The organism is Dactylosporangium sp. NPDC049742, assembly GCF_040674675.1.
Taxonomy (GTDB): Bacteria; Actinomycetota; Actinomycetes; order Mycobacteriales; family Micromonosporaceae; genus Dactylosporangium; species Dactylosporangium maewongense.
The window spans coordinates 1-22,858 of sequence record NZ_JBFANF010000061.1 but is presented as its reverse complement, the minus strand read 5'-3'; the positions used below and the strand labels follow the sequence as shown (position 1 = coordinate 22,858).

General features: G+C 74.5%; 18 protein-coding genes and 1 pseudogene. 12 read left to right on the top strand and 7 right to left on the bottom strand.

Features of this window, described 5'->3' with window-relative positions:
* The first annotated feature begins 16 nt into the window (after window positions 1–16).
* The 8 genes from AB0J72_RS45810 to AB0J72_RS45775 are packed head-to-tail and all read left to right on the top strand — an operon-like array spanning window position 17 to window position 7,844.
* The gene (locus AB0J72_RS45810; RefSeq protein WP_363411801.1) at window positions 17–817 is read left to right on the top strand and encodes a DUF3050 domain-containing protein; all 801 of its coding nucleotides are present in this window, start codon (window positions 17–19) and stop codon (window positions 815–817) included.
* Between the two features lie 31 nt (window positions 818–848).
* The gene (locus tag AB0J72_RS45805; RefSeq protein ID WP_363411799.1) at window positions 849–1,814 is read left to right on the top strand and encodes a thiamine pyrophosphate-dependent dehydrogenase E1 component subunit alpha; all 966 of its coding nucleotides are present in this window, start codon (window positions 849–851) and stop codon (window positions 1,812–1,814) included.
* A complete protein-coding gene (locus AB0J72_RS45800; protein WP_363411797.1) occupies window positions 1,814–2,806 on the top strand; it encodes a transketolase C-terminal domain-containing protein in 993 nt (330 codons plus the stop codon). The genes AB0J72_RS45805 and AB0J72_RS45800 overlap by 1 nt, the downstream gene beginning before the upstream one ends.
* Window positions 2,807–2,810: 4 nt before the next feature.
* Complete coding sequence (locus AB0J72_RS45795) at window positions 2,811–4,451, top strand: class I adenylate-forming enzyme family protein (protein WP_344502403.1); 1,641 nt, start codon at window positions 2,811–2,813, stop codon at window positions 4,449–4,451.
* The gene (locus AB0J72_RS45790) at window positions 4,444–5,829 is read left to right on the top strand and encodes a hypothetical protein (RefSeq protein WP_363411795.1); all 1,386 of its coding nucleotides are present in this window, start codon (window positions 4,444–4,446) and stop codon (window positions 5,827–5,829) included. Before AB0J72_RS45795 ends, AB0J72_RS45790 begins: the two co-directional genes overlap by 8 nt.
* Window positions 5,826–6,752: a 3-oxoacyl-[acyl-carrier-protein] synthase III C-terminal domain-containing protein gene (locus tag AB0J72_RS45785; protein WP_363411793.1), complete on the top strand. Its 927-nt coding sequence runs from the start codon at window positions 5,826–5,828 to the stop codon at window positions 6,750–6,752. Before AB0J72_RS45790 ends, AB0J72_RS45785 begins: the two co-directional genes overlap by 4 nt.
* 25 nt (window positions 6,753–6,777) lie before the next feature.
* The gene (locus AB0J72_RS45780) at window positions 6,778–7,062 is read left to right on the top strand and encodes an acyl carrier protein (RefSeq protein WP_344502406.1); all 285 of its coding nucleotides are present in this window, start codon (window positions 6,778–6,780) and stop codon (window positions 7,060–7,062) included.
* Window positions 7,063–7,064: 2 nt separating this feature from the next.
* Complete coding sequence (locus AB0J72_RS45775; RefSeq protein ID WP_363411791.1) at window positions 7,065–7,844, top strand: 2-hydroxy-acid oxidase; 780 nt, start codon at window positions 7,065–7,067, stop codon at window positions 7,842–7,844.
* Window positions 7,845–8,053: 209 nt separating this feature from the next.
* Here the strand turns inward: AB0J72_RS45775 and AB0J72_RS45770 are convergent, their stop codons facing one another.
* Genes AB0J72_RS45770 through AB0J72_RS45755 form a run of 4 tightly spaced genes read right to left on the bottom strand, consistent with a single transcriptional unit; the run spans window position 8,054 to window position 11,297 of the window.
* The gene (locus tag AB0J72_RS45770) at window positions 8,054–8,758 is read right to left on the bottom strand and encodes a hypothetical protein (RefSeq protein WP_363411789.1); all 705 of its coding nucleotides are present in this window, start codon (window positions 8,756–8,758) and stop codon (window positions 8,054–8,056) included.
* A gap of 30 nt (window positions 8,759–8,788) precedes the next feature.
* On the bottom strand, window positions 8,789–9,676 hold the full coding sequence (locus tag AB0J72_RS45765) for an aminoglycoside phosphotransferase family protein (protein ID WP_363411787.1): 888 nt from the start codon (window positions 9,674–9,676) through the stop codon (window positions 8,789–8,791).
* The gene (locus tag AB0J72_RS45760; RefSeq protein ID WP_363411785.1) at window positions 9,661–10,596 is read right to left on the bottom strand and encodes an alpha/beta hydrolase; all 936 of its coding nucleotides are present in this window, start codon (window positions 10,594–10,596) and stop codon (window positions 9,661–9,663) included. Before AB0J72_RS45760 ends, AB0J72_RS45765 begins: the two co-directional genes overlap by 16 nt.
* A gap of 2 nt (window positions 10,597–10,598) precedes the next feature.
* On the bottom strand, window positions 10,599–11,297 hold the full coding sequence (locus tag AB0J72_RS45755; protein WP_363411783.1) for an SGNH/GDSL hydrolase family protein: 699 nt from the start codon (window positions 11,295–11,297) through the stop codon (window positions 10,599–10,601).
* A 64-nt stretch (window positions 11,298–11,361) separates the two neighbouring features.
* On the opposite strand from AB0J72_RS45755, the gene AB0J72_RS45750 reads away from it, so the two are divergent.
* The 3 genes from AB0J72_RS45750 to AB0J72_RS45740 are packed head-to-tail and all read left to right on the top strand — an operon-like array spanning window position 11,362 to window position 14,412.
* Window positions 11,362–12,474, top strand: coding sequence for an alpha-hydroxy acid oxidase (locus tag AB0J72_RS45750; RefSeq protein ID WP_363411781.1), 1,113 nt, complete (start codon window positions 11,362–11,364; stop codon window positions 12,472–12,474).
* Window positions 12,475–13,749: a PLP-dependent aminotransferase family protein gene (locus AB0J72_RS45745; protein ID WP_363411779.1), complete on the top strand. Its 1,275-nt coding sequence runs from the start codon at window positions 12,475–12,477 to the stop codon at window positions 13,747–13,749.
* 12 nt (window positions 13,750–13,761) lie between these two features.
* Window positions 13,762–14,412: a 4'-phosphopantetheinyl transferase superfamily protein gene (locus tag AB0J72_RS45740; protein WP_363411777.1), complete on the top strand. Its 651-nt coding sequence runs from the start codon at window positions 13,762–13,764 to the stop codon at window positions 14,410–14,412.
* A gap of 87 nt (window positions 14,413–14,499) precedes the next feature.
* On the opposite strand, the gene AB0J72_RS45735 is transcribed toward AB0J72_RS45740, so the two are convergent.
* Window positions 14,500–16,809 (bottom strand): NB-ARC domain-containing protein, encoded by a 2,310-nt coding sequence (locus AB0J72_RS45735; RefSeq protein ID WP_363411775.1) that lies wholly within the window; start codon window positions 16,807–16,809, stop codon window positions 14,500–14,502.
* A 714-nt stretch (window positions 16,810–17,523) separates the two neighbouring features.
* A complete protein-coding gene (locus tag AB0J72_RS45730; RefSeq protein WP_363411773.1) occupies window positions 17,524–20,559 on the bottom strand; it encodes an FtsX-like permease family protein in 3,036 nt (1,011 codons plus the stop codon).
* Between the two features lie 20 nt (window positions 20,560–20,579).
* Here AB0J72_RS45730 and AB0J72_RS45725 point away from each other — a divergent pair, with 20 nt between their 5' ends.
* Entirely contained in the window at window positions 20,580–20,855 is a 276-nt protein-coding gene (locus tag AB0J72_RS45725) for a hypothetical protein (RefSeq protein ID WP_363411771.1), read from the top strand.
* A gap of 152 nt (window positions 20,856–21,007) precedes the next feature.
* On the opposite strand, the pseudogene AB0J72_RS45720 reads toward AB0J72_RS45725, so the two are convergent.
* Window positions 21,008–22,858 (bottom strand): annotated as a pseudogene (locus AB0J72_RS45720) (ABC transporter permease); the annotation flags it as partial.

Here is a 22,858-nt window from a genome sequence, read left to right as displayed (position 1 = left end):
CTTTCAGGAGGCTCACATGTCCCGATACGACTGGGGTCAGCGGCACCCCGGCATCGACCGGCTCGAGGCGCTGATCGCCGACGCCCGCACCGACGTCGTCACCCACCCCATCTACGCCCGCCTGGACAGCCTGCCGGCGATCCAGACGTTCCTGGAGCACCACGTCTTCGCCGTGTGGGACTTCATGTCGCTGCTGAAGTCGCTGCAGCGCAACCTCACCTGCGTCGAGGTGCCGTGGATCCCGACCGGGCCGACCGGCAGCCGGCGGCTCATCAACGACATCGTCCTGGTCGAGGAGAGCGACGAGCTGCGCGGCGGCTTCATCAGCCACTTCGAGCTGTACCTGCTCGGCATGCAGGAGGCCGGCGCCGACACGACCGTCATCGACGCCTTCATCCAGCTGCTGCGGGACAAGACCCCGGTGCCGGCGGCGATGGCGGCCGCGGGCGTGCCCGAGGCGTCGGCGGAGTTCGTCGGGCTCACCTGGCACCTCATCGACACCGCGCCGATCCACTGCCAGGCGGCGGCGTTCGCGTTCGGCCGCGAGGACCTGATCCCCGACATGTTCCAGCAGGTCGTGAAGGTCAACGAGCAGGGCGGCCAGCTCGGCACGTTCGTCGACTACCTGGAGCGGCACATCGAGGTCGACGGCGAGTTCCACACGCCGATGGCCATGCAGATGGTCACCGACCTGTGCGGCGACGACGAGAACAAGTGGAACGAGTGCGTGGAGACGATCAACCTCGCCCTCGTCGCCCGCGCCAAGCTCTGGAGCGGCATCCTCGCCAAGATCGACGAGAAGGTCCTCGCGGCCTAGCCCGCGGCTCTCTGTTCTGAAGGAGTACCACGTGACTGACGCCGCCGGGCTGTACCGGACGGTCCGCCTCATCCGACGGTTCGAGGAACGCGCGATCGAGCTCGTCCGGGACGGCACGATCGTCGGAGGGATCCACCCGTATATCGGGCAGGAGGCGATCGCGGCCGGCACCTGCGCCGCGCTGCGCCCCGGCGACGTCATCACCAGCACGCACCGCGGCCACGGGCACGTCCTGGCCAAGGGCGCCGACCCGGCCCGGACCCTGGCCGAGCTGGCGGGCCGGGCGACCGGCCTCAACGCCGGCCGGGGCGGCTCCATGCACGCCGCCGACTTCGGCCTCGGCATCCTCGGCGCCAACGCGATCGTCGGCGCCGCCGTGCCGATCGCCACGGGCGCGGCGTGGGCGGCGCGGCGGGCCGGCAAGGACCTCGTCGCCGTCACCTACTTCGGCGACGGCGCGGTCAGCCAGGGCGTCGTCCTGGAGACGATGAACCTCGCGTCGCTGTGGAAGGTGCCGGTGGTGCTCGTCTGCGAGAACAACGGCTTCGCCACCACCACCCGGGTCGAGCAGGCGGTGGCCGGCTCGATCACCGGCCGGGCCGAGGCGTTCGGCATCCCGGCGTCCACAGTGGACGGCAGCGACCCGGAGGCGGTGCTCGCCGCGGCCACCGAGGCCGTCGAGCGGGCCCGCTCCGGCGGCGGCCCCTCGTTCATCGAGTGCGTCGCCTACCGCTTCGACGCCCACCACACCTGGGAGCACGCGGCGCGGCCGCGGTACCGCACCGACGACGAGGTCGCGCTCGGTGTCCAGCGCGACCCGGTGGCGCTGCAGGGCTCCCGCATCCCGGAAGCGGACCGGGACCGGATCGACGCGGAGATCGAGGCGCTGCTCGACGAGGCGGTCCGGTTCGCCGTCGACAGCCCGCTGCCGGACCCGGCCGGCGCGCTCGACCACCTGTACGCGGACGGCCTGCGGGCCAGGGCGGGGGTCTCCTGATGCCGAACCTGTCGTACCTGAAGGCGCTGAACCGGGCGCTGACGACCGAGATGGCCGCCGACCCGAGCGTGGTCGTGTTCGGCGAGGACGTCGGCGTCGCGGTCAGCAACGTCACCACCGGCCTGCTCAAGAAGTTCGGCCCCGAACGGGTCGTCGACATGCCGATCTCGGAGCAGGGGTTCACCAGCTTCGCGACCGGCGCCGCGATGGCCGGCCAGCGCCCCGTGATCGAGTTCCAGATCCCGGCGCTGCTGTTCCTCGCGTTCGAGCAGATCGCCAACCAGGCCCACAAGTTCTCGCTGATGACCGGCGGGCAGATCAACGTCCCGGTCACCTACCTGCTGCCGAGCTCCGGCTCCCGCGGCGGCTGGGCCGGGCAGCACTCCGACCACCCGTACAGCCTCTTCGCCCACGTCGGCGTGAAGACGGTCGTGCCCGCGACCCCCGCCGACGCCTACGGCCTGCTGCTGACCGCGATCCGCGACGACGACCCCGTCATCGTGTTCGCCCCCGCGGGCGCGATCGGGGTCCGCGACGACGTCGACTTCGCCACGCTCGCGCCGGTGCCGCTCGGCGTCGGCCGCGTCCACCGCCCCGGCGACGACGTGACGGTCGTCGCGGTCGGCCACCTCGTGCACGACGCGCTCGCCGTCGCCGAGGAGCTCGCCGGGACCGTGTCGGTGGAGGTGTTCGACCCGCGGACGCTGCACCCGTTCGACTGGGCCGGGCTCGCCGCGTCGCTGGAGCGCACCGGCCGGCTCGTCGTCGTCGACGACTCCAACCGCTCCTGCGGCATCGGCGGGGAGATCCTGGCGACCGCCGCGGAGCAGATGCGCCTCATCGCGCCACCGAAGCGGATCACCCGCCCCGACGGCGCGGTGCTGCCGTTCGCCCGCGAGCTGGACCTGGCGCTGCAGCCGACCCGCGCGCAGATCCGCACCGCCGTCGAGCAGGTGGCGAAGCTTTCGTTCCCCACGCAGACCGAGGAGTAGACCCATGGCGTCCACGAGCATCCGGGCGGCGCTCGCCGCCGACCCCGACGTCGGTGCCGGCAACGTGCTGCACAAGCTCATCGAGCACGGCGCGGCGCTGGACGGGCCGGGCATCGCGTTCGACGTCGACGTCGACGGCTTCCCCGCCTGGCAGGGCCTCACCCTCGGCGAGCTGCGCGACCGCGCCGCGGCCAGGGCCGCCTGGTTCCAGGCCAACGGCATCACCCGGCGCGACCCCGTCGCCGTCTACGTGACCAGCAGCGCCGACTGCTTCCTCAACTGGATGGGACTGGTCTGGCTCGGCGCGATCCCCGCGCTGATGAACCCGAACATCGCCGGTGACATCGCCGTGCAGTACATCGCCAAACTCCGCGCGACCGCGCTCGTCACCGACGCCGCCCACCTCGAGCGGCTCGCCGGCGCCGACGTCGGCATCCCCGTCATCGACGCCGCCGACACCGGCACCGGCGACCCGGCGCAGGCGCCCGCGCCGTTCCGGCACCACGCCGACGACCCGATCGCCATCACCCATTCCTCCGGCACCACCCGCATGCCGACCGCCGTCGTGCACTCGCACGCCAGCCTGTTCCACGCCACCCGCAAGATCCGGCTGAGCGGCCCGAGGGCCCAGGGCACCGAGCGGATCCTCAGTGCCCTGCCAGCCCCGCACGCGGCCGGCATCATGACCATCAACCATGCCCTGAGCAACCGGTCGGACCTGCTGTTCCTGTCGCAGCAGAGCGACGGCGGCGCGGTGCTGGACGCGATCGAGCGGTGGAAGCCGACCGGCGTCTTCGGCTTCGCGGTCACCTGGTCGGAGCTCGCCCGCTTCGACCTGACCCAGCACGAGATGGACTCGGTGTCGCTGTGGTTCAACACCGGCGACTGCGCGCACGAGCCGCACATCCGCAACCTCGTGAACGTCGGCAGCCACAACACCGTCACCCGCTCCGCCGAGGGCCGCCCGGTCGTCCAGCGGGTCAAGGGTTCCAGCTTCGTCGACGGGCTCGGCTCGACCGAGATGGGGCACTCCGCGTTCCACATCACCCACAGCCCGGACACTGAGCGCTACGGTCGGTGCGTCGGCGTGCCGCACGTCTTCGCCGACGTGGCGCTGCTGGACACCACGACCGGCGAGGAGGTGCCGGTCGGGCAGGTGGGCCACTTCGGCCTCAAGTCCCCGACGCTCGCACCCGGCTACTGGAACGACCACGCCAACACGTACAAGCACCGGCTCAACGGCTACTACCTCACCGGCGACCTGATGTTCCGCGACGCGGAGGGCTACTACTACCACGTCGACCGGGCCGTCGACTCCGTCGACCTCGGCGGCGGCAACTGGCTCTACACCGCCATGTCGGAGGAGCAGATCCTGCGCGCGGTGCCCGACGTGCGCGACTGCACCATCGTGTCGTTCAAGACCGGCGCCGGCGTCGTGTCCGACGTGCTGCTGTCGCTGCACGAGAGCGCCGACCCGACGGCCGACCACACCGCCGCCGTGACCGCCGCGCTCACCCCGGCCGCGGCGGCGACGCTGCGGAAGGTCGTCGTGTTCCCCGACGAGAACATCGTCACCGGCCCCACCGGCAAGGTCCGCAAGTTCCTGATGCGGCAGCGTCATCTCGCCGAGCTGGCGAATGCCTGACACGTACCTGCCGGCCCCGTCCTCCTCGCTGGTCGCGACCACCCGGATCCCGGTGCGGTTCGACGGCGAGGGGGCCGGGACCGGGCCGCTGTCGTGGGGGCAGCTCGGGATCTGGCAGGACATGGTCCGCCAGCGCTCCTGGCTGCCCATCGGCGGCTGGGCACCCGTGCCCGACGGGGCGAGCGTCGAGGACCTCGCCGACGACCTGCGCTGGGCGATGCGGCGGTACCCGACGTTCCGCACCCGGCTGCGCTTCACCGCCGACTGCGCCCCGCTGCAGGCGGTGGCCGGGTGGGGCACGATCGGGCTGGACGTGTTCGACGTGCCGCCGGGCGCCGACCCGGCCGAGTTCACGGCGTCGGTCGACGCGCAGTACCGGGCGCGGCCCTACGACTTCGTCGAGGAGTGGCCGGTGCGGATGGGGGTCGTCCGGGTGGACGGCGTGCCCGCCTACCTCTCGACGGTCACCTGCCACCTGGTCACCGACGGGTTCGGCGGCCTGCTCATGCTCCGCGAGGTCGCCGCCCGCCGCACCGACCCGCCCGGGCCGCCCGGGCCGACCAGCGGCCTGCAGCCGCTCGCCCAGGCGCAGTGGCAGGCGTCGCCGGAAGGGCGGAAGCAGTCGGAGAAGGCGCTGCGGCACTGGGACAAGATGCTGCGGCAGCTGCCACCGGTGACGCCGCTGGACTCCCGGCCCGGGCCGCGGTTCCACCGGGGCACGTTCGTCTCGGCGGCGCTGTACCGGGCGACCCACGCGGTGTCCGTCGTCTTCGACATCGACACGTCGCAGGTCCTCATGACGTTCCTCGCGCTCGCCGTCACCGCCCAGGCCGGTGACGGGCGGCCCGCGATCATCCGGCCCATGGTGGACAACCGGTTCCGCCGCGGGCTCGGCGACGTCGTGGCGATGGTGGCACAGCACGGCATCTGCGTCGCGGACGTCGCCGGGCTGCCGTACGAGGAGGCCATGCGCAGGACCGGGATCGCGGCGATGCTGGCCTACAAGTGGGCCTACCACGACCCGGCGGCGGTCGCGGCGCTGGCCGCGACGCTGGACGTCGACCTCGACGCGGGCGTCTGGTTCAACGACCGGCGGACCATCAGCAGGCAGATGTTCCCCGGCTCCGTGCCCACCGCCGAGCAGGTCCGCGACGCCGCGCCGGGCGTGTTCACCTGGACCGTCGCGCAGGACGACCCCTACGACCCGCTGAACATCGACGTGGACGACGCGCCCGGCGAGTTCCAGCTGACCTGGTTCACCGACACGTGGCGCACGCCGCCGGCCCGCGTGGAGGCGCTCGCCCGGGCGGTCGAGGCGCTCGCCGTACAAGAGGCGCTGACGGCACTGGAAAACTTCGCCGGAACGGAGACGCCGTGACCGCTCTCGCCGCCATCGGCACCTATGTGCCCCCGGACCGCGTGCCGATCGAGTCGCTCGCCGACGAGTTCGAGCTCACGCCCATGCAGCTGCGGGTGTTCCGCCGCTACCACAAGCTCGGCTCCGCCGCGCAGGCGCCGGACCTGTCCCTCACCGAGCTGCTCGGCCTGGCGGTCGCCGACCTGCGGCTCACCACCGAGCAGACGGCGCGGATCCGGTACGTGCTCTACGCGCGGACGTTCCCCGGCGTGGCGCCCTACCCGTTCAACCCGCTGCACGAGGTGTGCCGGACGTTCGGGCTGCAGCACGCCACCGCCTTCGCCGTCGGGCACCACGCGTGCGCCTCCGGGCTGCTCGCCGTCGACCTCGCCGGGCGGCTGCTCGCATCCGCTGACCCGTCCGCGCTCGCGCTCATCCTCACCGGGGAGAAGGCCTTCACCGGGGAGGCCCGGTTCGTGCCGGAGACGTCGATGTTCGGCGAGGGGGCGGCGGCCTGCCTGGTCTCCGCCGCCGGCCCGAGCGACCGGCTGCTGTCCTACGTGGCGGACCTGCGCGGCGAGTTCGACGGCGAGCTGGAGGAGGTCGCGGGCGAGTTCCAGCGGATCTACCACGACGCGCTGGGCGCCGCCGTGACGTCCGCCGTCGAGCGGGCGGGGCTGACCCTGCCGGACATCGCGCTGATCCTGCCGCACAACGTGAACGTGGTGGCCTGGCAGCGGGTGTGCAAGCGGATCGGCTACCCGCTCGACCAGGTGCTCCTCGACCACGTCGCCGACTACGGCCACGTCTTCTGCGCCGACGCGTTCCTCAACCACCGCACCGCCGTGCAGCGCTCGCTGCTGCGCCCCGGCGACCACTACGTCATCGCCGCCGCGGGCGCCGGCCGCGGCGCGACCTTCTCCGCAATGGTCCTCACGCACTAGGTTCTGGATTTTGAAGGGGTTTGTCATGAGCGACACCACGACCATCGACCCGGACCTGCGCCAGCAGGTCGTCGACACGATCTGCGAGCTGCTGCCCCGCGTGCTGAAGCGGGAGGTCACCGGCGCGTCGGAGACCACCACGCTCATGGACGACCTGGGCATGAGCTCCACCACCGGCCTGGAGCTGGTCCTCGAGCTGGAGGACAAGCTGGAGCGGGAGATCAGCGTCGAGGACATGGGCCGCGACAACTTCGAGACGGTCGGCAGCCTCGCCGACTACGTCGCCGGAAACCTGCTGCCGGAAGAGTGAGCATGCCCGCTCTCCACGACGACCGCTGGGGGCTCCGGCGCGCGGTGTCGCGCCGGTACCCGTCGCCGGCCGCGCTCGCCGCCGACCCCGGGCACGCCGCCCGGCTGTCGACGTACCTGACCGACCTGCTCGCCCCGTACGACCTCACCCTGGCCCGCACCTCCGAGGGCGCCCAGTCGTACGGCGAGATGGCCGTCGAGCTGCTGCCGTCCTCGCCGGTCGACCTGCTGGTGCTCGCCTACGACGTGCCGGACGTCTCCCCCGGCCGCGCCGTCAGCACCTACCTGACCCACGTGTGCCCCGGCAAACCGATGTCGTTCGCCGTCTCGGACCAGGGCCGCGCGGCGGCGTTCACCGCGCTGTCGCTGATGCGGACGTACGCCGCCACCCACCCCCGGGCGCTGCTCATCGCCGTCGAGCAGGCCGACCTGCCCTACGACCCGGGCGTGCCGCTGTCGCTGCCCGCCGCCCACGCGGGCATCGCCCTGCACCTGTCGGCCTCCTCCCCCGCCCCGCTCACGACGGTCACCACCCTGCCCGACGCGGCGCCCTCGCTGAGCGTGCTCGACGGGCTGTCCGCGACGACCGTGATCCTCGGCGGCGGCCTGGCGGCGCTCGCCGACGACGTGAAGGCCGACCGGGTCGTCCTCGCCGACCCCGCCCAACCGATGACCGGCGTGTGGGAGGCCCTGGCCGGGCTCGACCTGGCGACGGCGGGCCGGATCGCGGTCGCCGACCACGACCCCACCCTGCACTACCTGTGCGCGGCGACCTTCGGCTGAACCTGTGCGCGGCGACCTCCGGAAACGTGCGCGGCGGCCTTGACTGAGCCGCGCGTCGCTTCCGGCCGACACGGCCTTGTGTCGTCGCGCCACAAGGGCGCGGCAACTGCCGCTGAGGCTTTGCGCGGCGGCCTCCGGCTTGCGCCACGCGCGGACGCCGGCGGCGGCTGAGTTTCGGGGCAGGACGTCGTCGTCGGGAACGTGGAGCCTCAGCCAGTTGGGTAGCCGATCTCCGCCACGTCGTGCGCGAGGTCGTCGACGGTCAGCTCGGGGTTGAGTGCGGCGATCACCGCCGTCGTCAACGGACGCAGCGCGTAGACGTGTTCGACCGCCGCGGGGTCGAGTCGGTCCAGCTCGTAGTAGTCCGTCGCGAACGCGATGAAGGCGGCGGTGCCCTCAGCGCACAGGATCTGCAACTGGTCCGTCCCGTCTGGAGTGAGGTGTGGGACGGCTGGGAATGTGATGCCTTCGCCTGTCTGCCAGGCTGTGTCGTCGTCGGTGCGCCACAACACGAAGGTGGCACGGAGCCGGGCGCGGCGCCGCGCCGGCCTCCACCGGGGCCGCGTGTCCCCGAGCAGGAAGGCGGGTTCCCGGACCTGCTTCCGGAACACGTCCGGCAGTCCGTCGAGCAGGCCGGGCCACAGTTCACCGCCGTTGCCGGCGGGGCTCATCGGGGACTCGTGGTCGAAGCCGCGGATGAACACACCGTCAGGACCGAAGACGATCGACCAGTCATCGCCACTGCCGTTGTGCCCCGAGGCCATCTCCTCGTGGTCCGACCATGCCGCGTTGAAGGAGTGGTGCCGCCACTCCTGCTCCGGCGAGAGGATGGCCTCCAGCGTCGCCACCGCTCGGCAGCGGTCGCGCAACACGTCCGGATGGGGTAGCGCCAGCGCGTAGTGGCGGGCATTCACGACGCGTCTCCCGGCTGCGGCAACGCGGGATCAGGCCACGGATGGGCGCAGGAGGTGGGCGACGTCGAGGGCGCGGGACAACTGGCCGCCCGTGTCGACGGTCCAGACCGAGGACAGGACGGCCTTGACGAAGCCCCACGCGGCCAGGCGGTCCTCGGGTTCGCCGAGCGCCGCCGACAGCTGGCGCAGGCGGGCCGGGACGAGGGCGGTCAGCGCCGGGTCGCGGTCGTCGGGGTGCGGGTTGAACAGGATCGAGCCGACCTCGTAGCCGGGGTCGCCGACCAGGCCGTGCGGGTCGATCGCCAGCCACGGTGCGCGGGTGCCGGCGAGGACGTTGTCGTGGTGCAGGTCGCCGTGCAGGACCACCTCCCGGGAGGCCGACGAGCACAGGGACCGCATGAGGGCCGCGGCCTGCGAGACGAGGTCGGCGGGGACCGGGCCGCGGTGCCGGTCCAGGGCACCGACCTGCGACAGCACCGGCGGCAGGCCTAGCGACGCCGGCGGCGGGACGTGCAGCTGCCGCATCAGGTCCGCGAGGACGGTCATCGCCGCGGGGTCGTCGGCGGGGACCAGGTCGCGGAGGCGGTGGCCGGGGGTCACCTGCTCCAGCAGCAGGGCGCCCCGGCGCGCGTCGGACCGCAGCAGCCGGGCGGCGCCCCGGCCGTCGAACGCCCCCAGGGCGGCCGCCTCGACCTCCAGCTCGAACCCGACCTTCAGGACCGCGGGTGTGCCGTCGGCCCGCCGTACCGGCGCGACGTAATGGAACGTGAGGTCGTAGGGCGCTTCGAGGACGAGCTCCCAGTCGGCGGCGAGACCGTCGAGCAGGGCGGGCAGGCCGGCGAGCCAGCGCTCGCCCTCGATTCCCCAGACGCCGGTGACGTTACGGAACAGAGTGGGGTCGGTCAGGATCCGAACCACGCCCTCAGCTGCGCGGCGGCCTGGGCCAGCGCGACGCGGGCGCCGTCGACGGTGCCGGCCATCGTGAAGAAGCCGTGGGACATGCCGTCGTAGCGGGCGAGCGTGACGGGGACCGCGTCGTCGGCGAGCCGCTTCGCGTAGCGTTCGCCCTGGTCGCGCAGGGGGTCATACTCGGCGGTGATGACGAGCGCGGGCGGCAGGCCCTGCAGCGTCTCGGCCCGCAGCGGCGACGCGAGCGGGTTCTCGGCGTCGTCGGCGTCGATGAGGTAGTGCTTGCGGTACCAGGCGACGGAGTGGTGGTTGAACTGGTACGGGTCGGCGTTGTCCCGCATGGAGTCGTCGTCGGCGAGCTGGTCGGTGTTCGGGTAGACGAGCAGCTGCCCGGCGAGGGTGAGGTCGCCGGCCTCCTGCGCGATGAGGGTCGCCGCCGCGGCCAGGTTGCCGCCGGCGCTGTCGCCGCCGACCGCGATCCGGGCCGGGTCCGCGCCGAGCGTCCCGGCGTTGCCGGCGACCCACTGCACGGCCGCCCAGCAGTCCTCGATCGCCGCCGGGAACGGGTGCTCGGGCGCGAGCCGGTACTCGGGGACCACGACCAGGCAGCCGGCGCTGTTGGCCAGGGTGCGGCTGATCCCGTCGGCGGTGTCGATCGTGCCGAGGACCCAGCCGCCGCCGTAGAAGTACATCAGGACGGGCAACGGGCGGTCGGCGGACGGGCGGTACACGCGGACCTGCATCCGGCCGCCGGGCCCGTCGATCCAGTGGTCGGTGACCTCGTGGACGGGCTCGGGGTCGCCGCCGCCGGCCTTGATGGACGCGAGGTCCTCGATGCGCGCGTCCTCGAGGGTCATCTTGTACAGCGGTGTGGCGCCGTCGCGCTCGCGCCGGTCACGCATCGCCTGCAGCTGCGGGTCGAGTGGCATCTCTACGCTCCCTGGATCTCACGGGACAGGCGGCGGATCATCTCCGCCGCGGCGATGGCGTGGCTGCGACCGTTGCCGTGCAGCCCGTCCGCGCCGGTGAGGACCTCACCGAGGGCGATCGCCGGGTGCGTGGCGAGGTCGACGTGGATGGTGCCGAGCGTCGCGGCGAGCGCGGCGGTGCGGCAGCCGAGCAGCGTCATCCTGCGGGAGAACGCGGGACCGAGCCATTCCGGCATCGACGGGTACTGCGGCATCACGAACAACGACACGGTCATGACCTGGGCACCGGCGTCCTGCAGCGGGCGGACGATCGCGGTCAGCGTCGCGTCGACGGCGTCGGCGCGCGACTCGTAGCCGGGGCGCATCGCGTCGTTGGCGCCGCAGATGACCAGCGCCAGGTCCGGCCGGAACTCCAGCGCCGGGGCGAGCTGGGTGTCGAGGACCTCGGCGGCGCGCAGGTTGCGCCGGCCCAGGTTCACGGACGCGAGGCCGGGGCGCTCGAGCAGCAGCTCCGCCCGCACCCGGTCGGGGAACGCGAGCGGATGGTAGCCGTCGACGGGGTCGATGAGGCCCTCCGCGACGCTGTCACCGAGGATCGCGAACCGGTGCCACGGGTGCCCCGCGAGGAGCGCGGTGGCCTCCCCGGCGGCGAGGCAGAACGGGTCGGATACTTCGGCGGTCAGCATGCTGTCGGTGCCCATGCAAGCCTTTCGGCTCCTGTCGGTCGTGGCGTGGTTCCGATAGGCTACCGCCTATGGAGCGCCGGTGACACGATCGCAGACCGGGCCGGTGTTGACCGCCTCCGACTATCAGCATCTCGCCCGGGAGCTCGTCGACGCGGACGTGTGGGACTTCATCGAGGGCGGCGCCGAGTCCGAGCGCACCCTGCGCGCCAACGTCAGCGCGTTCGACCGGCTGCGGCTGCGGCCCCGGGTCATGACCGACGTGTCCACAGTCGACACCGCCGTGTCGCTGTTCGGCGCGGGCTACCGGACCCCGATCGGCGTCGGGCCCACGGCGTACCACCGGCTCGTCAACGCCGAGGGCGAGGTCGCCACGGCACGGGGTGCGAGCGCCGTCGGCGCGCTGTTCGTGGTGAGCGTCTTCGCCAGCAGGTCCCTCGAGGACATCGCGGCGGCGTCCGACGGCCGGCTGTGGCTGCACCTGTACTGGTTCCGCCGCCGCGAGGTGATGACGGGGCTGATCCGGCGGGCCGAGGACGCCGGCTACACGGCGCTGGTGCTCACCGTCGACGCGCCCCGCATCGGCCGGCGCTGGCGCGACATGCGCAACGGGTTCGCGATCGGCGGTGACGTCGCCGCCGTCAACATCGACGCGGCGGTCATGGCGCTCACCCACCACAGCGACGTCGGCCACTCCGCGATCGCCGACCACGCCGCCCAGTCCTTCGACGCCGCCGTCACCTGGGCCGACCTGGCCTGGCTGCGGTCGCAGACCCGCCTGCCGATCGTGCTCAAGGGCATCCTGACCGCGGAGGACGCGGCCCTGGCCGTCGAGCACGGCGCGGACGGGGTCGTGGTGTCCAACCACGGCGGCCGCCAGCTCGACGGCGCCGTCTCAAGCCTCGAGGCGCTGCCCGAGGTCGTCGACGCGGTCGCCGGCGCGATCCCGGTGCTGTTCGACGGCGGGGTCCGCCGCGGCACCGACGCGCTCGTCGCGCTCGCGCTCGGCGCCCGCATGGTGCTGCTCGGCCGGCCGCCGCTGTGGGGGCTCGCGGCCGGCGGCGCCGACGGGGTCGAAGGACTGCTGCGCACGACGACCGATGAGCTGGCGCACGCGATGGCGCTCGCCGGCCGCCCGCGCCTCGCCGACCTGGACCGGTCGGTGCTGCGGGCCCGACCTGGAGGCGAACTGTAGATGGTGGAGCTGTCCCGCGAGGCGTTGCACGTGTCGGTCTCCGACCCGGTGTCCACCTCGATGAACTTCCTCAACGAGGTGGCCGGCCGGTTCCCCGACGCGATCTCGCTCGCCGCGGGCCGCCCGTTCGACGAGTTCCACTCCGCCGCCGATGTCGACAAGCACCTGCAGGCGTACCTGACGCACCTGCGCGAGAGCGGCATCAGCGACGCGCAGAGCAGGGTGCTGCTCACCATGTACGGGCGGACCAACGGCCACATCGGTGGCCTCATCGCCCGCATGCTCGACGTCGACGAGGACATCCGCGTCCCGGACGAGGCCGTCATGGTGACCGCCGGCTGCCAGGAGGCGATGGTCATCGCGCTGCGCGGCCTGTGCGCGGGCCCCGGCGACGTCGTGCTCGCCGCCGAGCCCTGCTACGTCGGCTTCACCGGCGCCGCCCGGATCCTCGGCATCGACGTGGTGCCGGTGCCGGAGTCGCCCGACGGACTGCGACCGTCGACGGTCCGTGAGGTCGCCGCGGCGGTACGGGCCGGTGGCCGCACCCCGAAGGCCCTGTACCTGGTGCCGAACTTCGCCAACCCGTCGGGTGTGTCGCTGCCGGTGGCGACCCGCCGGGCGCTGCTCGACGTCGCCGCCGAGGCCGACCTGCTGATCCTGGAGGACGACCCGTACGGCCTCTTCGGCCTCGACGACGAGCCCCGGCCCACGCTGAAGTCGCTGGACACCGACCAGCGGGTCATTTACCTCGGCTCGTTCGCCAAGTCGTACTTCCCGGGTGTGCGGGTCGGGTTCCTCGTCGCGGACCAGCCGGTCGTGGACGCCGCCGGGCGCCGCACCGTCCTCGCCGAGGAGCTGTCGACGGTGAAGAGCATGCTCACCGTCAACACGTCCGCCCTCTCCCAGGCCGTCGTCGGCGGCATGCTGCTGGACAGCGGCTTCAGCCTCCGCGGCGCCAACCAGGCGAAGATCCAGTTCTACCGGCAGAACCTGCGGACCCTCCTCGCCGCCCTCGAGCGGCACTTCAGCGGCGGGCCCGTGCGCTGGAACAGTCCGAGCGGCGGCTTCTTCGTCGTCGTCGACGTGCCGGTGGACGCCACCGAGGAGCTGCTGGAGGTCTCGGCCCGCGAGCACGGCGTGCTGTGGACCCCGATGCGCTTCTTCTACCTGGGCGACGGTGGCAGCCACGCGATCCGGCTGTCGTGCAGCGCCCTCGAACCGGCGCAGGTCGACGAGGGCGTGCGGCGCTTCGCCGGCTTCCTCGCCTCGGTCTGACCCGCTCCGATCGTGGACGCCGTCGACGTCTGGCTGGCCGACGCGCGGGTGCCGGAGCCCGCGCTGCCGGCCATGCTCGCGCTGCTCGACCCCGACGAGCGGCGCCGCCACGCGTCGATCGTGCACGCCATCGACCGCCGCCGGTTCATCGTCGCGCACGCCGTCACCCGCCGTCTCGTCGGCGCGGTCCTGGACGCCCCGCCGTCCGAGCTGCGCTGGTCCCACAACGCCAACGGCAAGCCGTCGCTGAGCGGCCCGTACACCGGCGTCGAGGTCAACCTGTCACACTCCGGCGACCTCGTCATGGTCGCCGTGTCGCCGCACCGCCCCGTCGGGGTCGACCTGCAGCGGGTCGTGCCGGCCCTCGACTGCGCCGCGATGGCTCGGCGCTTCTACCCGCCGGCGGAGGCCGCCCTGGTGACGGGCGCCGACGGGCATGAGCGCTTCGCCGAGCTGTGGGCCCGCAAGGAGTCCCTCGTCAAGGCGGCCGGCGCGCGGCTGACCCGGGGGCTGGCCACGCCGGTCGCCGGGCCCGCCCCGGTGGTGGTCGACCACGACGGGCCGTTCCGGATCGAGGACCTCGTCGCTCCGGACGGGTTCCGGGCCGCGGTCGCCCTCGCGGGCGCGGCGCCGTTCGCCGTCACGCAGCACACGGACGGCTGAACGCCCTCACGGACGGCTGAGCACCCTCACGGACGGCTGAACGCCCTCACGGACGGCTGAGCACTCTCGCGGGCGACTGAGTCCGCGTCACGGCAGGCGGGACAGCAGGCCCTCGCCCCACGGGAAGTCGATATCGCCGATCAGGGCGTCGGCGGTGGCGCGTTCACGGACGGCGTCATCGACCAGACCCTGCATGTTGAGGACGGCGGCGGCCCTGAACCGTGCCTCGCCCTCGCGGATCCGGTCGCCGAGGCGGTGGTACCGGTCGGCGGCCTCCCGGTAGCGGGCGACCGCGGCGTCGGGCTCCCCGCGGCGCTCGGCGACCTGGGCGAAGCCCTGCAGCGCACCGGCGACCGCGGCGCCGTTGCCGACGCGTTCGGCGAGGACGCGCATCTGCTCGAAGTGGCGTTCGGCGTCGTCCAGGCGGCCGCTCTGCTCGGCGGCCCACGCGACCTCCTGGTGGTAATACGCCAGGAGGTAGTCGTCGCCGGCGCGGGTGGCGATGCCGGGGACCTCGGCGGTGATCGCGTCGGCCTCCTCGCGGCGCCCGGCGAACCGGTAGGCGAGGCCGAGCGCCAGCCGCACCCAGCCGCCCTGGAGCGACTCACCCGGGGGGAGCAGCTCGCGGGCGCGTTCCATCATCGGCAGGCTCAGGTCGTGGCGGCGGAAGTTGTTGTACAGGGTGCCGAGCGCCGTCCGTACCTCAATCTCATCCTCGACGGGGCCCAGCTCGACGAACAGGTCCAGGGACTGCAGCAGCGCCGCCTCCGACTCGGCGAAGCGGTGCAGGTCGCGCAGCGCCTCGCCGCGCCGGCGGAAGGCCTGCGCGGTCTCCCGCTGGTCGCCGGCGGCCAGTGCCAGGGCCTCGTCGGCGGGTGGCAGCGCCCGCTGCACCTCTCCCGCGGTCGCCCACGCGTGCGACACCCCGCGCAGCGCCCGGGCCCGGGCCACCGGGTCACCGGCGGCGTCCGCGGCGGCGGTCCACACAGCGAGCCGGTCGAACGGGTCGATGATCTCCTGGTGTACGACGTCGACCAGCGCACTGACGGCGTCGTGCCGGCCGGTGCCGACCCCCTCGGCAAGCACCGCGGGGAGGCTCGCCCTGTCCGCCGCGGACCGGCTGCTCGCCAGCCACCGCAGCAGCCGCTCCGACGCGTCCGCGTGCTCGTCGCCGGTCAGGGTCTCGGTGGCGAACAGGCGCAGCAGGTCGTGCAGGTGGAACCGTTCGGGTCCGGGCGACTCGACGAGGAACGCGTCGACGAGCCGCTCCAGCGACGCCTCCGCCCTCGGCACGTCGACGCCCGCCCGGGCGGCCGCCGCCTCGAGGGTGAACACCTGCCCGGGGTGCGAGCCGACCCGCCGGAACACGAGTCGGTCCACTTCGGACAGTTCGGCGTACGCGGCCTGGAACGTCGACCGGACGGCAAGGTCGCCCTGGCGTAGCTCGTCGAGCCGGCGGTGCTCCCCGGCGAGCCGCTCCGCCAGCGCCGACGGCGTCCACTGTGGACGTGCCCGGAGCCGGCCGGCGACGATCAGGACCGCGAGGGGCAGCCCGGCGCACGCCTCGACGAGGGCCCGCGCGCCTTCGGGGTCGCTGTGGACGGTGTCCGCGCCGGCGACCCGTGCGAGCAGCTCGATCGCCGCGTCCTCGGGCAGCGCGGCAAGGGGCACCGAGTGCGCGTTGGCGACCCCGGTCAGCTGCCGCCGGCTGGTGACGATCGTCGCGCACCGCGCACCGCCCGGCAGGAGCGCGGCGACGTGGGCGGAGTCGCGGGCGTCGTCGAGCAGGACCAGCACCGCCCGGTCGGCCACCGCGGACCGGAACCGCGCGGCGAGCTCCTCCACCCCGCCGCGCCGCTCGTCCTCGGGCACGCCGAGCGCGGCCAGGAACCGGCCGAGGACCGCCTCGGGCGCGACCGGCTCCGCCGACGCACCGCGCAGCGTCGCGAACAGCTGCCCGTCCGGGAAGCTCGGCCGCAGCGCGTGCGCGGCCCCGAGCGCCAGCGACGTCTTGCCGGTGCCCGGCGCGGCGGCGAGCGTCACGACCGCCGACCCGCCGCCCAGCACCCGCACGATCTCGGCGACCTCGGCGTCACGCCCGAAGAGCGGGGTCGCGGCGGGCAGCTCGGCCGGGACCGGGTCGGGCACCGGGACCGGCGGCGGCTCGGGCGGCGGCGCCGGCAACGGCGGCGGCGACGGCGTCTGCGCCGACTGCTGCCAGAACGCGAGGCCCGCCCCGGCGACCCCGAGCACCCCGACGGCCGGCCACGCCAGCCAGGCCACCGCGTCGATCGGCGCGGGCAGGGTGCCACCGGTCGCCACGTTGACGGCGACGGCAAGGAGGACCGAGAACAGGCCGGACACGACCGCCAGCAGGATGCCCACCCGACTCCGCATGCAGGGATCTTCGCCGATACGCCGCCGCGCCACCAACCCGCCCCGGCACACCCACCCATCGAAGCCCGCAACCACCACCGACACACCAGGCCTTGCAACTATCCTGGCACCCCACTACACGGACCACCGGCAACGCACGCGACCAGCAACCGACACACACCAGCCAGCGCAACCCGTCCTGGCACCACACTCCACCCCACAATGCGGGCCACACGGCGACGCACGCGATCGGCACCCAGCACCAGCACCCGGCGACCGGCGATCAGCACCCAGCACCCAGCACCCAGCGACCAGCGACCAGCGACCAGCGACCAGCGACCAGCGACCAGCGACCAGCGACCAGCGACCAGCGACCAGCCCTACCACCACATCCACGAAGTGCGCGACCATCAGCCAACGCACCATCCACGGCAACCCGCCCTATTGCCACCTCCGCCCCACAGCGCGGACCAATCGACGAACCCCGCGGCGACCGGCAACCAGCCACGGCAACCCGCCCTGACACCGCACTCCACCGCACGATGCGGACCAGACGGCGACGCGCGCGACCAGCAGCCGACACACACCAGCCAGCGCGGCCCGTCCTGGCACCACACTCCATCCCATGACGCGGACAAGCCGGCGACGCACGCGGCCGCGGGCAGGGCGGCCTGGGTCGCTCAGGGGGCGGTCAGGGTGCGGTCAGGGTGCGGTCAGGGGGCGGTCAGGGGGCGGTCAGGGGCGGGACGCGGCGACCGTGGGTGCGGCGGGCCGGGGGCGGGCGGCGGTGACGGCAACCGTCGTCAGCAGCGCCACCGCGAGCAGCCACGTCGACGGGACGAGGACGAGGCCCGGCCAGTGCGGCAGGGGTAAGCCCGGCATGTCCTCCCCGAACACGGGCAGCGCCCAGCCCGTCAGCCGCCACGCGATGAGGGCGGTGGCCAGGCCGAGGACGCCGGAGGTGGCGACCAGCACCGGGTACGTCCACAGCTGGGTCCGCGCGGCCGCCCTCCGGCTCAGGCCCTGGGCGCGCAGGGCGGCGAGGTCGGCGAGGCGTTCGCGGCGGTCCACGGCGATGACGAGGGCGAGACCGCCGGCGCCGAGGACGACGGCCAGGATGCCGGCCAGCACGTGGAACCAGACGGCGAGCGCGGGACCCTGCGCGGCGAGCCGTGCCTGGGCCGCGGCGACGCCGTTGTCGCCGGTGACGACGAGCCCCTGCGCGGTGAGCCGGGCGACGGCGTCGGGCGGGGCGGCGGCGCCGAGCCACACCTCGGGGCGTTTCGCCTCGCCGGCGTCGGTGGCGGCGCGGTCCGCGTACTCGAGGTCGACCAGCGTCCCCCGCGTGCCCAGCCGCGGCACGGCGGTGAGGCGGGCGGCGGCACGCACCTGGACGGGCAGGCCGTCGAGGCCCGCGACGCCGGTGCCGTCGGGCAGGGCGGCGGTCGTCACCACGGGCAGCGGCGCGGGGACGTCGGCGGCCTGCACCCAGGCGCCGTGCGGCAGGCCTTCGGGCGCGTCGAGGGTGACCCGGAGCCCGTCGGGCGCGGCGGTGAGCGTGGCGCCGTCGGAGCGCCAGCGGGAGGGGTCGGCGAGGTCGGCCCGGCCCGCGGCGACGGCGACCGGGTTGATGCTGCCGATGGCGCGCAGCACGACGGTGAGCTTCACGCCGGTGGCCGTCGTGTCGGGGGTGAGGTGCAGGCCCGCGACCCGGCACCCGTCGACGCAGACGGCCGAGCGCTGCTGGAAGGTGTAGGGGCCGTCGTGCAGCACCCCGAAGCCGACGACGGCGGTACCGCGGCCGGTGACCGACGACAGCACGACGCTGAAGCCGACCGGTTTCGCCGCGTCGGCGCCCTTGACGGTGACGTCGACGGACACGTCCTGCCCGGCGACGACGACGGGTGCCGGGGCGGCGGGCCGCAGCAGCCGGCCCGTGCCGGCCGCGTCGAGGTCGCCGTACTCGTCGCGCCAGGTGGCGACGGACGCGAGGCGGGTCGCGTCGACGGCGAGCTTCGGTGCCTCCCCCGGACCGCCGGCGGGCAGCTCGGCGACGGCCATCGCGTAGTCACCGGCCGGGTCCGCGGCGCGGACGGCGTGCAGCAGCTGCTGGCGGGTGAGCGGGGCGACGCTGAGCACGCGGGGCGCGCCGGTGCCGATCTGCGCGGCGAGGTCCCGGTCGCGGGCGGCGACGTCGGCGGCGGTGACCGCGTAGCCGAGCACGCCGACGGCCGCGACGAGCAGCAGGAGCAGCCGCTGCGCGCCCGGGCGGCGGGCCAGCTGAAACGCGGCGAGCGCGGCACCGAGCCGGCCCCTGCGCAGCGCCCGGTCACCGGCGACGCGGGCGAGCGGGACGACGCCACGGGCGGCACCGACCGCCAGCGCGACGATCACGAGCGCGGGCGCGGCGAGGGCTACCCCGGACAGCGTGCCGCCGGTGAGGAACAGCTGCGCGGTGGCGGTCACGGCGAGCAACCCGACGACGATCTCGGCGGTGACGAGCCGCCACCCGGTCAGCTGCGCCCGGACCCGCCGCATCAGGTCCGCGACGCCGCTGACGAGGTGCCGGCGCTGGGCGGCCAGCATCGCCACGACCGCGCCGAGCAGCGCCCACGGAGCCCACCGCAGCGCGTCGAGCCCGAGGACCGGCGGGTCGACGCCGGGGAACCGCCACGCGACGACGGCGGCGACGAGCAGCTGCCCGGCGACGCAGCCGGCGACCCCACCGGCGAGGAGCGCGGCGAGGCTCTCACCGCTGGTCAGCCACCACCGCGTCCACCAGCGGGCGCCGCGCAGCGCGATGACGGCGAGCTCGGGTCGCCGGCCTTCGGTGCCGTAACCGGCGGCGATGAAGATGACGGCGTACGCGAGCAGCAGCAGCGGCGCCGCGCCGACGGGAATGCTGCGGCGGGCGAGGTCGCGGCTGCGGTCGATCCGGTCGAGCAGGTGCGGGATCGCGGTGGTCAGGGTGAGCGCCCGGCCGAGGTTCTCCCCGCGGGCGTCGAGCCCGGCGAGGTCGCGGCGCAGGGCGGGCAGCCTCGCCTCGGTGATCGTGCCGGGGATGGCGGTCGCGTCGATGGAGACGTCGCTGGGCCCGTGCGACATGGTGCGGATCGTCTCGGCGCCGGTGAAGACCGGCTCGCCGGGGCGGGCGGTGTGGTCCAGCCGGAAGTACCCGTGGGCGCCCCAGTACTGCCCGTCGGGCTCGGGCGTTCGGTACGTCCCGGCGACGGTCAGCGGCGTGGCGTCGCCGTCCGCGACGTAGATGGGCCGGGTCGGGTCGGTGCTGATCACCGCGTACGTGAGGGTGATCAGGTCACCGGCGGCGAGGTGCAGCCGCTGGGCGGTCTGCTCCCCCACGACGACCTCGCCCGCCGCGGCGAGGCACCGGCCGGTGACGATCGTCAGGTGGGCGCAGGCACCCTGCCGGTACAGCAGCCGCGACGCCACCCGGGGATCCGGTTCGATCCCGATGGCGGCGAACTCCTCGGCGTACACCTGCGTGAACCCGGGCACCGCGACCAGCGCCCCACCGACGTCCGCGAACGAGACCCCGCCGGGCTCCCGCTGCTCGTTGACGGTGGCCTGGACCGTCAGCGACAGCTCGGCGGGGCTGGCCGTGGCCACCTGCCCGGCCACCACGGCACGGTCGACCGCCTGGAGGTAGGCGGGCGCGGCAACGGCCGCCGCGACCGCGAACATCGCCAGCAGCGCGAGCGTGACCGCCTGCCCCCGACGGGCACGCAACATGCCGAGCAACAACGACATCATCGCGACCAACCCCGATCAACGTGCCACGCATCAACCCGAATCCGCCGAACACCACCACCGCGACCGCCACGACACCGACGACCGCCGCGGTGAAGACCTTCCATCCTTCGCCGACCGACCGGCCCAACGCCCGGATCCCCAGCCACACGGCGACAGCAGCCGCGGACATCACCGGCCGCGCGAGCACCATCGACAGCCCGACAGCAACCGACAGCGTGACGGCCATCGGCAACGCGAGGACCACCGGCAACGCATGGGCCGCCGGCAACTTGAGGGCCATGGGCTGCCCGAGGTGAGCAGGCGACATGCCCAGCAACGACGGCATCATCGCAGCGAACCCCGATCGACCTCACCGGCAAACGCGAGAGCCACCGACAGTGCGCGGACCCCCGGCACCGTGAGAGGCGGCGGCAGCACGAAGGGCGGCAGGCGGGTGGCGACGGCGGTGTCATCGGGACGGGCCATGGGCGGTGTCGGGGGCGTCGAGGTGGCGGGTGAGCGGGAGTGCGGTCAGCCACCAGGACAGGCCGAGGACGCACAGTGCGACCGCCGCGGTGACAGCCAGGGCCTGCGGTGGCAGGGCGGAAGGCGCCGGCATGACCTGCCAGTCGTCGACGAACGGGCGGCCGGGCGGGCCGGTGGCGAGCCGGGCGGCGACGGCGGCGAGCAGGCCGGTGGCGGCGCCGAGGACGAGGACGGCGGCGTAGCCCGCGCGGCCGGCGGCGACGGCGACGCCCGCGGGCAGGCCCTGCCGGCGCAGGGCGCGCAGCTCGGTGAGGCGCCGGCGGCGTTCGACGGCGACCGCGACGGCGAGTGCGGTCGCGGCGGCGAGGAGGCCGAGCGCGGCGGTGACCAGCTGCAGCCGGGCGGCGACGGCGGGGCCCTGCCCGGCCAGCCGGTCGGCGCGGGCGGTGACGGTGTCGTCGGCGAGGACGACCAGGCCGGCGGTGGTGAGGGCGGCGACGACGGACGCGGGTGCGCCGGCGGTGAGCCACACCTCGGTGCGGCCGCCGGTGCCGCCGGTGCCGAGCCGCTGGGCGGCGTCGAGGTCGAGCAGGATGCCGCCGGAGCCGACGGCGGGCAGGACGCCGGTGGTGCCGGCGACGCGGACCGGGACGGCGCCGCTGCCGAACACGTCGACAGCCGGGTCGCCGAGCCGCCACGCCTCGGGTGCCTCGCCGGCGACGACGACGGGCAGCGGCAGGCCGGTGGCGATCGGGTAGGCGCTGCTGTCGCCCCGGTACGGCGCCGGCGCCTGCGCGAGCGTCAGAGTCCCCTGCCGGGCGACGACGGACATCGCGGGTCCCTTCGCCGCCGCCCGCCACAGCCTCGGGTCGCCGAGCGCGGCGCTGTCGAACACGGCCCGGTCCGCCTGCCGCAGCGCCTCGACGGTGAGCGCGTCGCCGGCGGCCGCGCGGACCAGGTCGAGGCGGGTGACGCGGCAGCCCCCGGCGCAGCCTTCGACGGCGGCGGTGACCTCGTGCTCGCCGGCCGGGACGGGCTCGAACGTGACCGTGCTCAGTGCCCCGGTCGCGGTGTCCTGGAGGTGCACGGCCAGCGCCGCCGGCCGTTCCCCGGTGTTGCGGGCGCGCAGGACGAGCGGCCCGGCGGCCACGGCCACGGGAGAGCTGGCGGGCGGCGCGGCGAGCGCCGGCAGCGGACCGTACGCGGTGCGCCACCGGGCGACGGCGGCGAGCCGGGACGCGTCCACGGCGAGGATCCGGGGGCGGCTGGTGTCGTCGACGACGGCGGCCATCGCATACCGGCCGCTCGGGTCGGCCTCCCGGACCGCCCGCAGCAGCAGGGTCGGGTTGGCGGCCTGGACGGTGAGCACCCGGTCGGCGCCCAGCTCCTGGCCGCTGCGGTCGGCGCGGGCGGTGTCGCCGAAGACCTGCGCGGCGGTCGCGGCGGTGAGGCCCGCGACGGCGACGGCGACGAGCGCGAAGACCCGGTCGGCGCCGGGCCGGCGGGAGACCTGCACGGCGGTGAGGCCGAGCCGCAGCCGCCCGCCGCGCAGCGCGCTCGCGCCGGCCCGGTCGGCGGCGGCGCCGAGCAGCCGGGCGAGGGGCACGGCGAGCAGCACCGCGACGAGCACGGGGACGGCGGCGGCGAAGCCGTTGCGCCCCAGCTGGAACGCGCCGACGGCGGCGAGGACCACGAGCACCGCGTCGGCCGCGCCGCGCCGCCAGCCGCGCCGGCGGCCCGGCACCTCGCGCACCCGCGCCGCGACCGGCGCCCCCAGCACGGGCAGCTCCGCGCGGAGCACGGCGTCGGCGCCCCCGAGCCGGGCCCGGCCGGG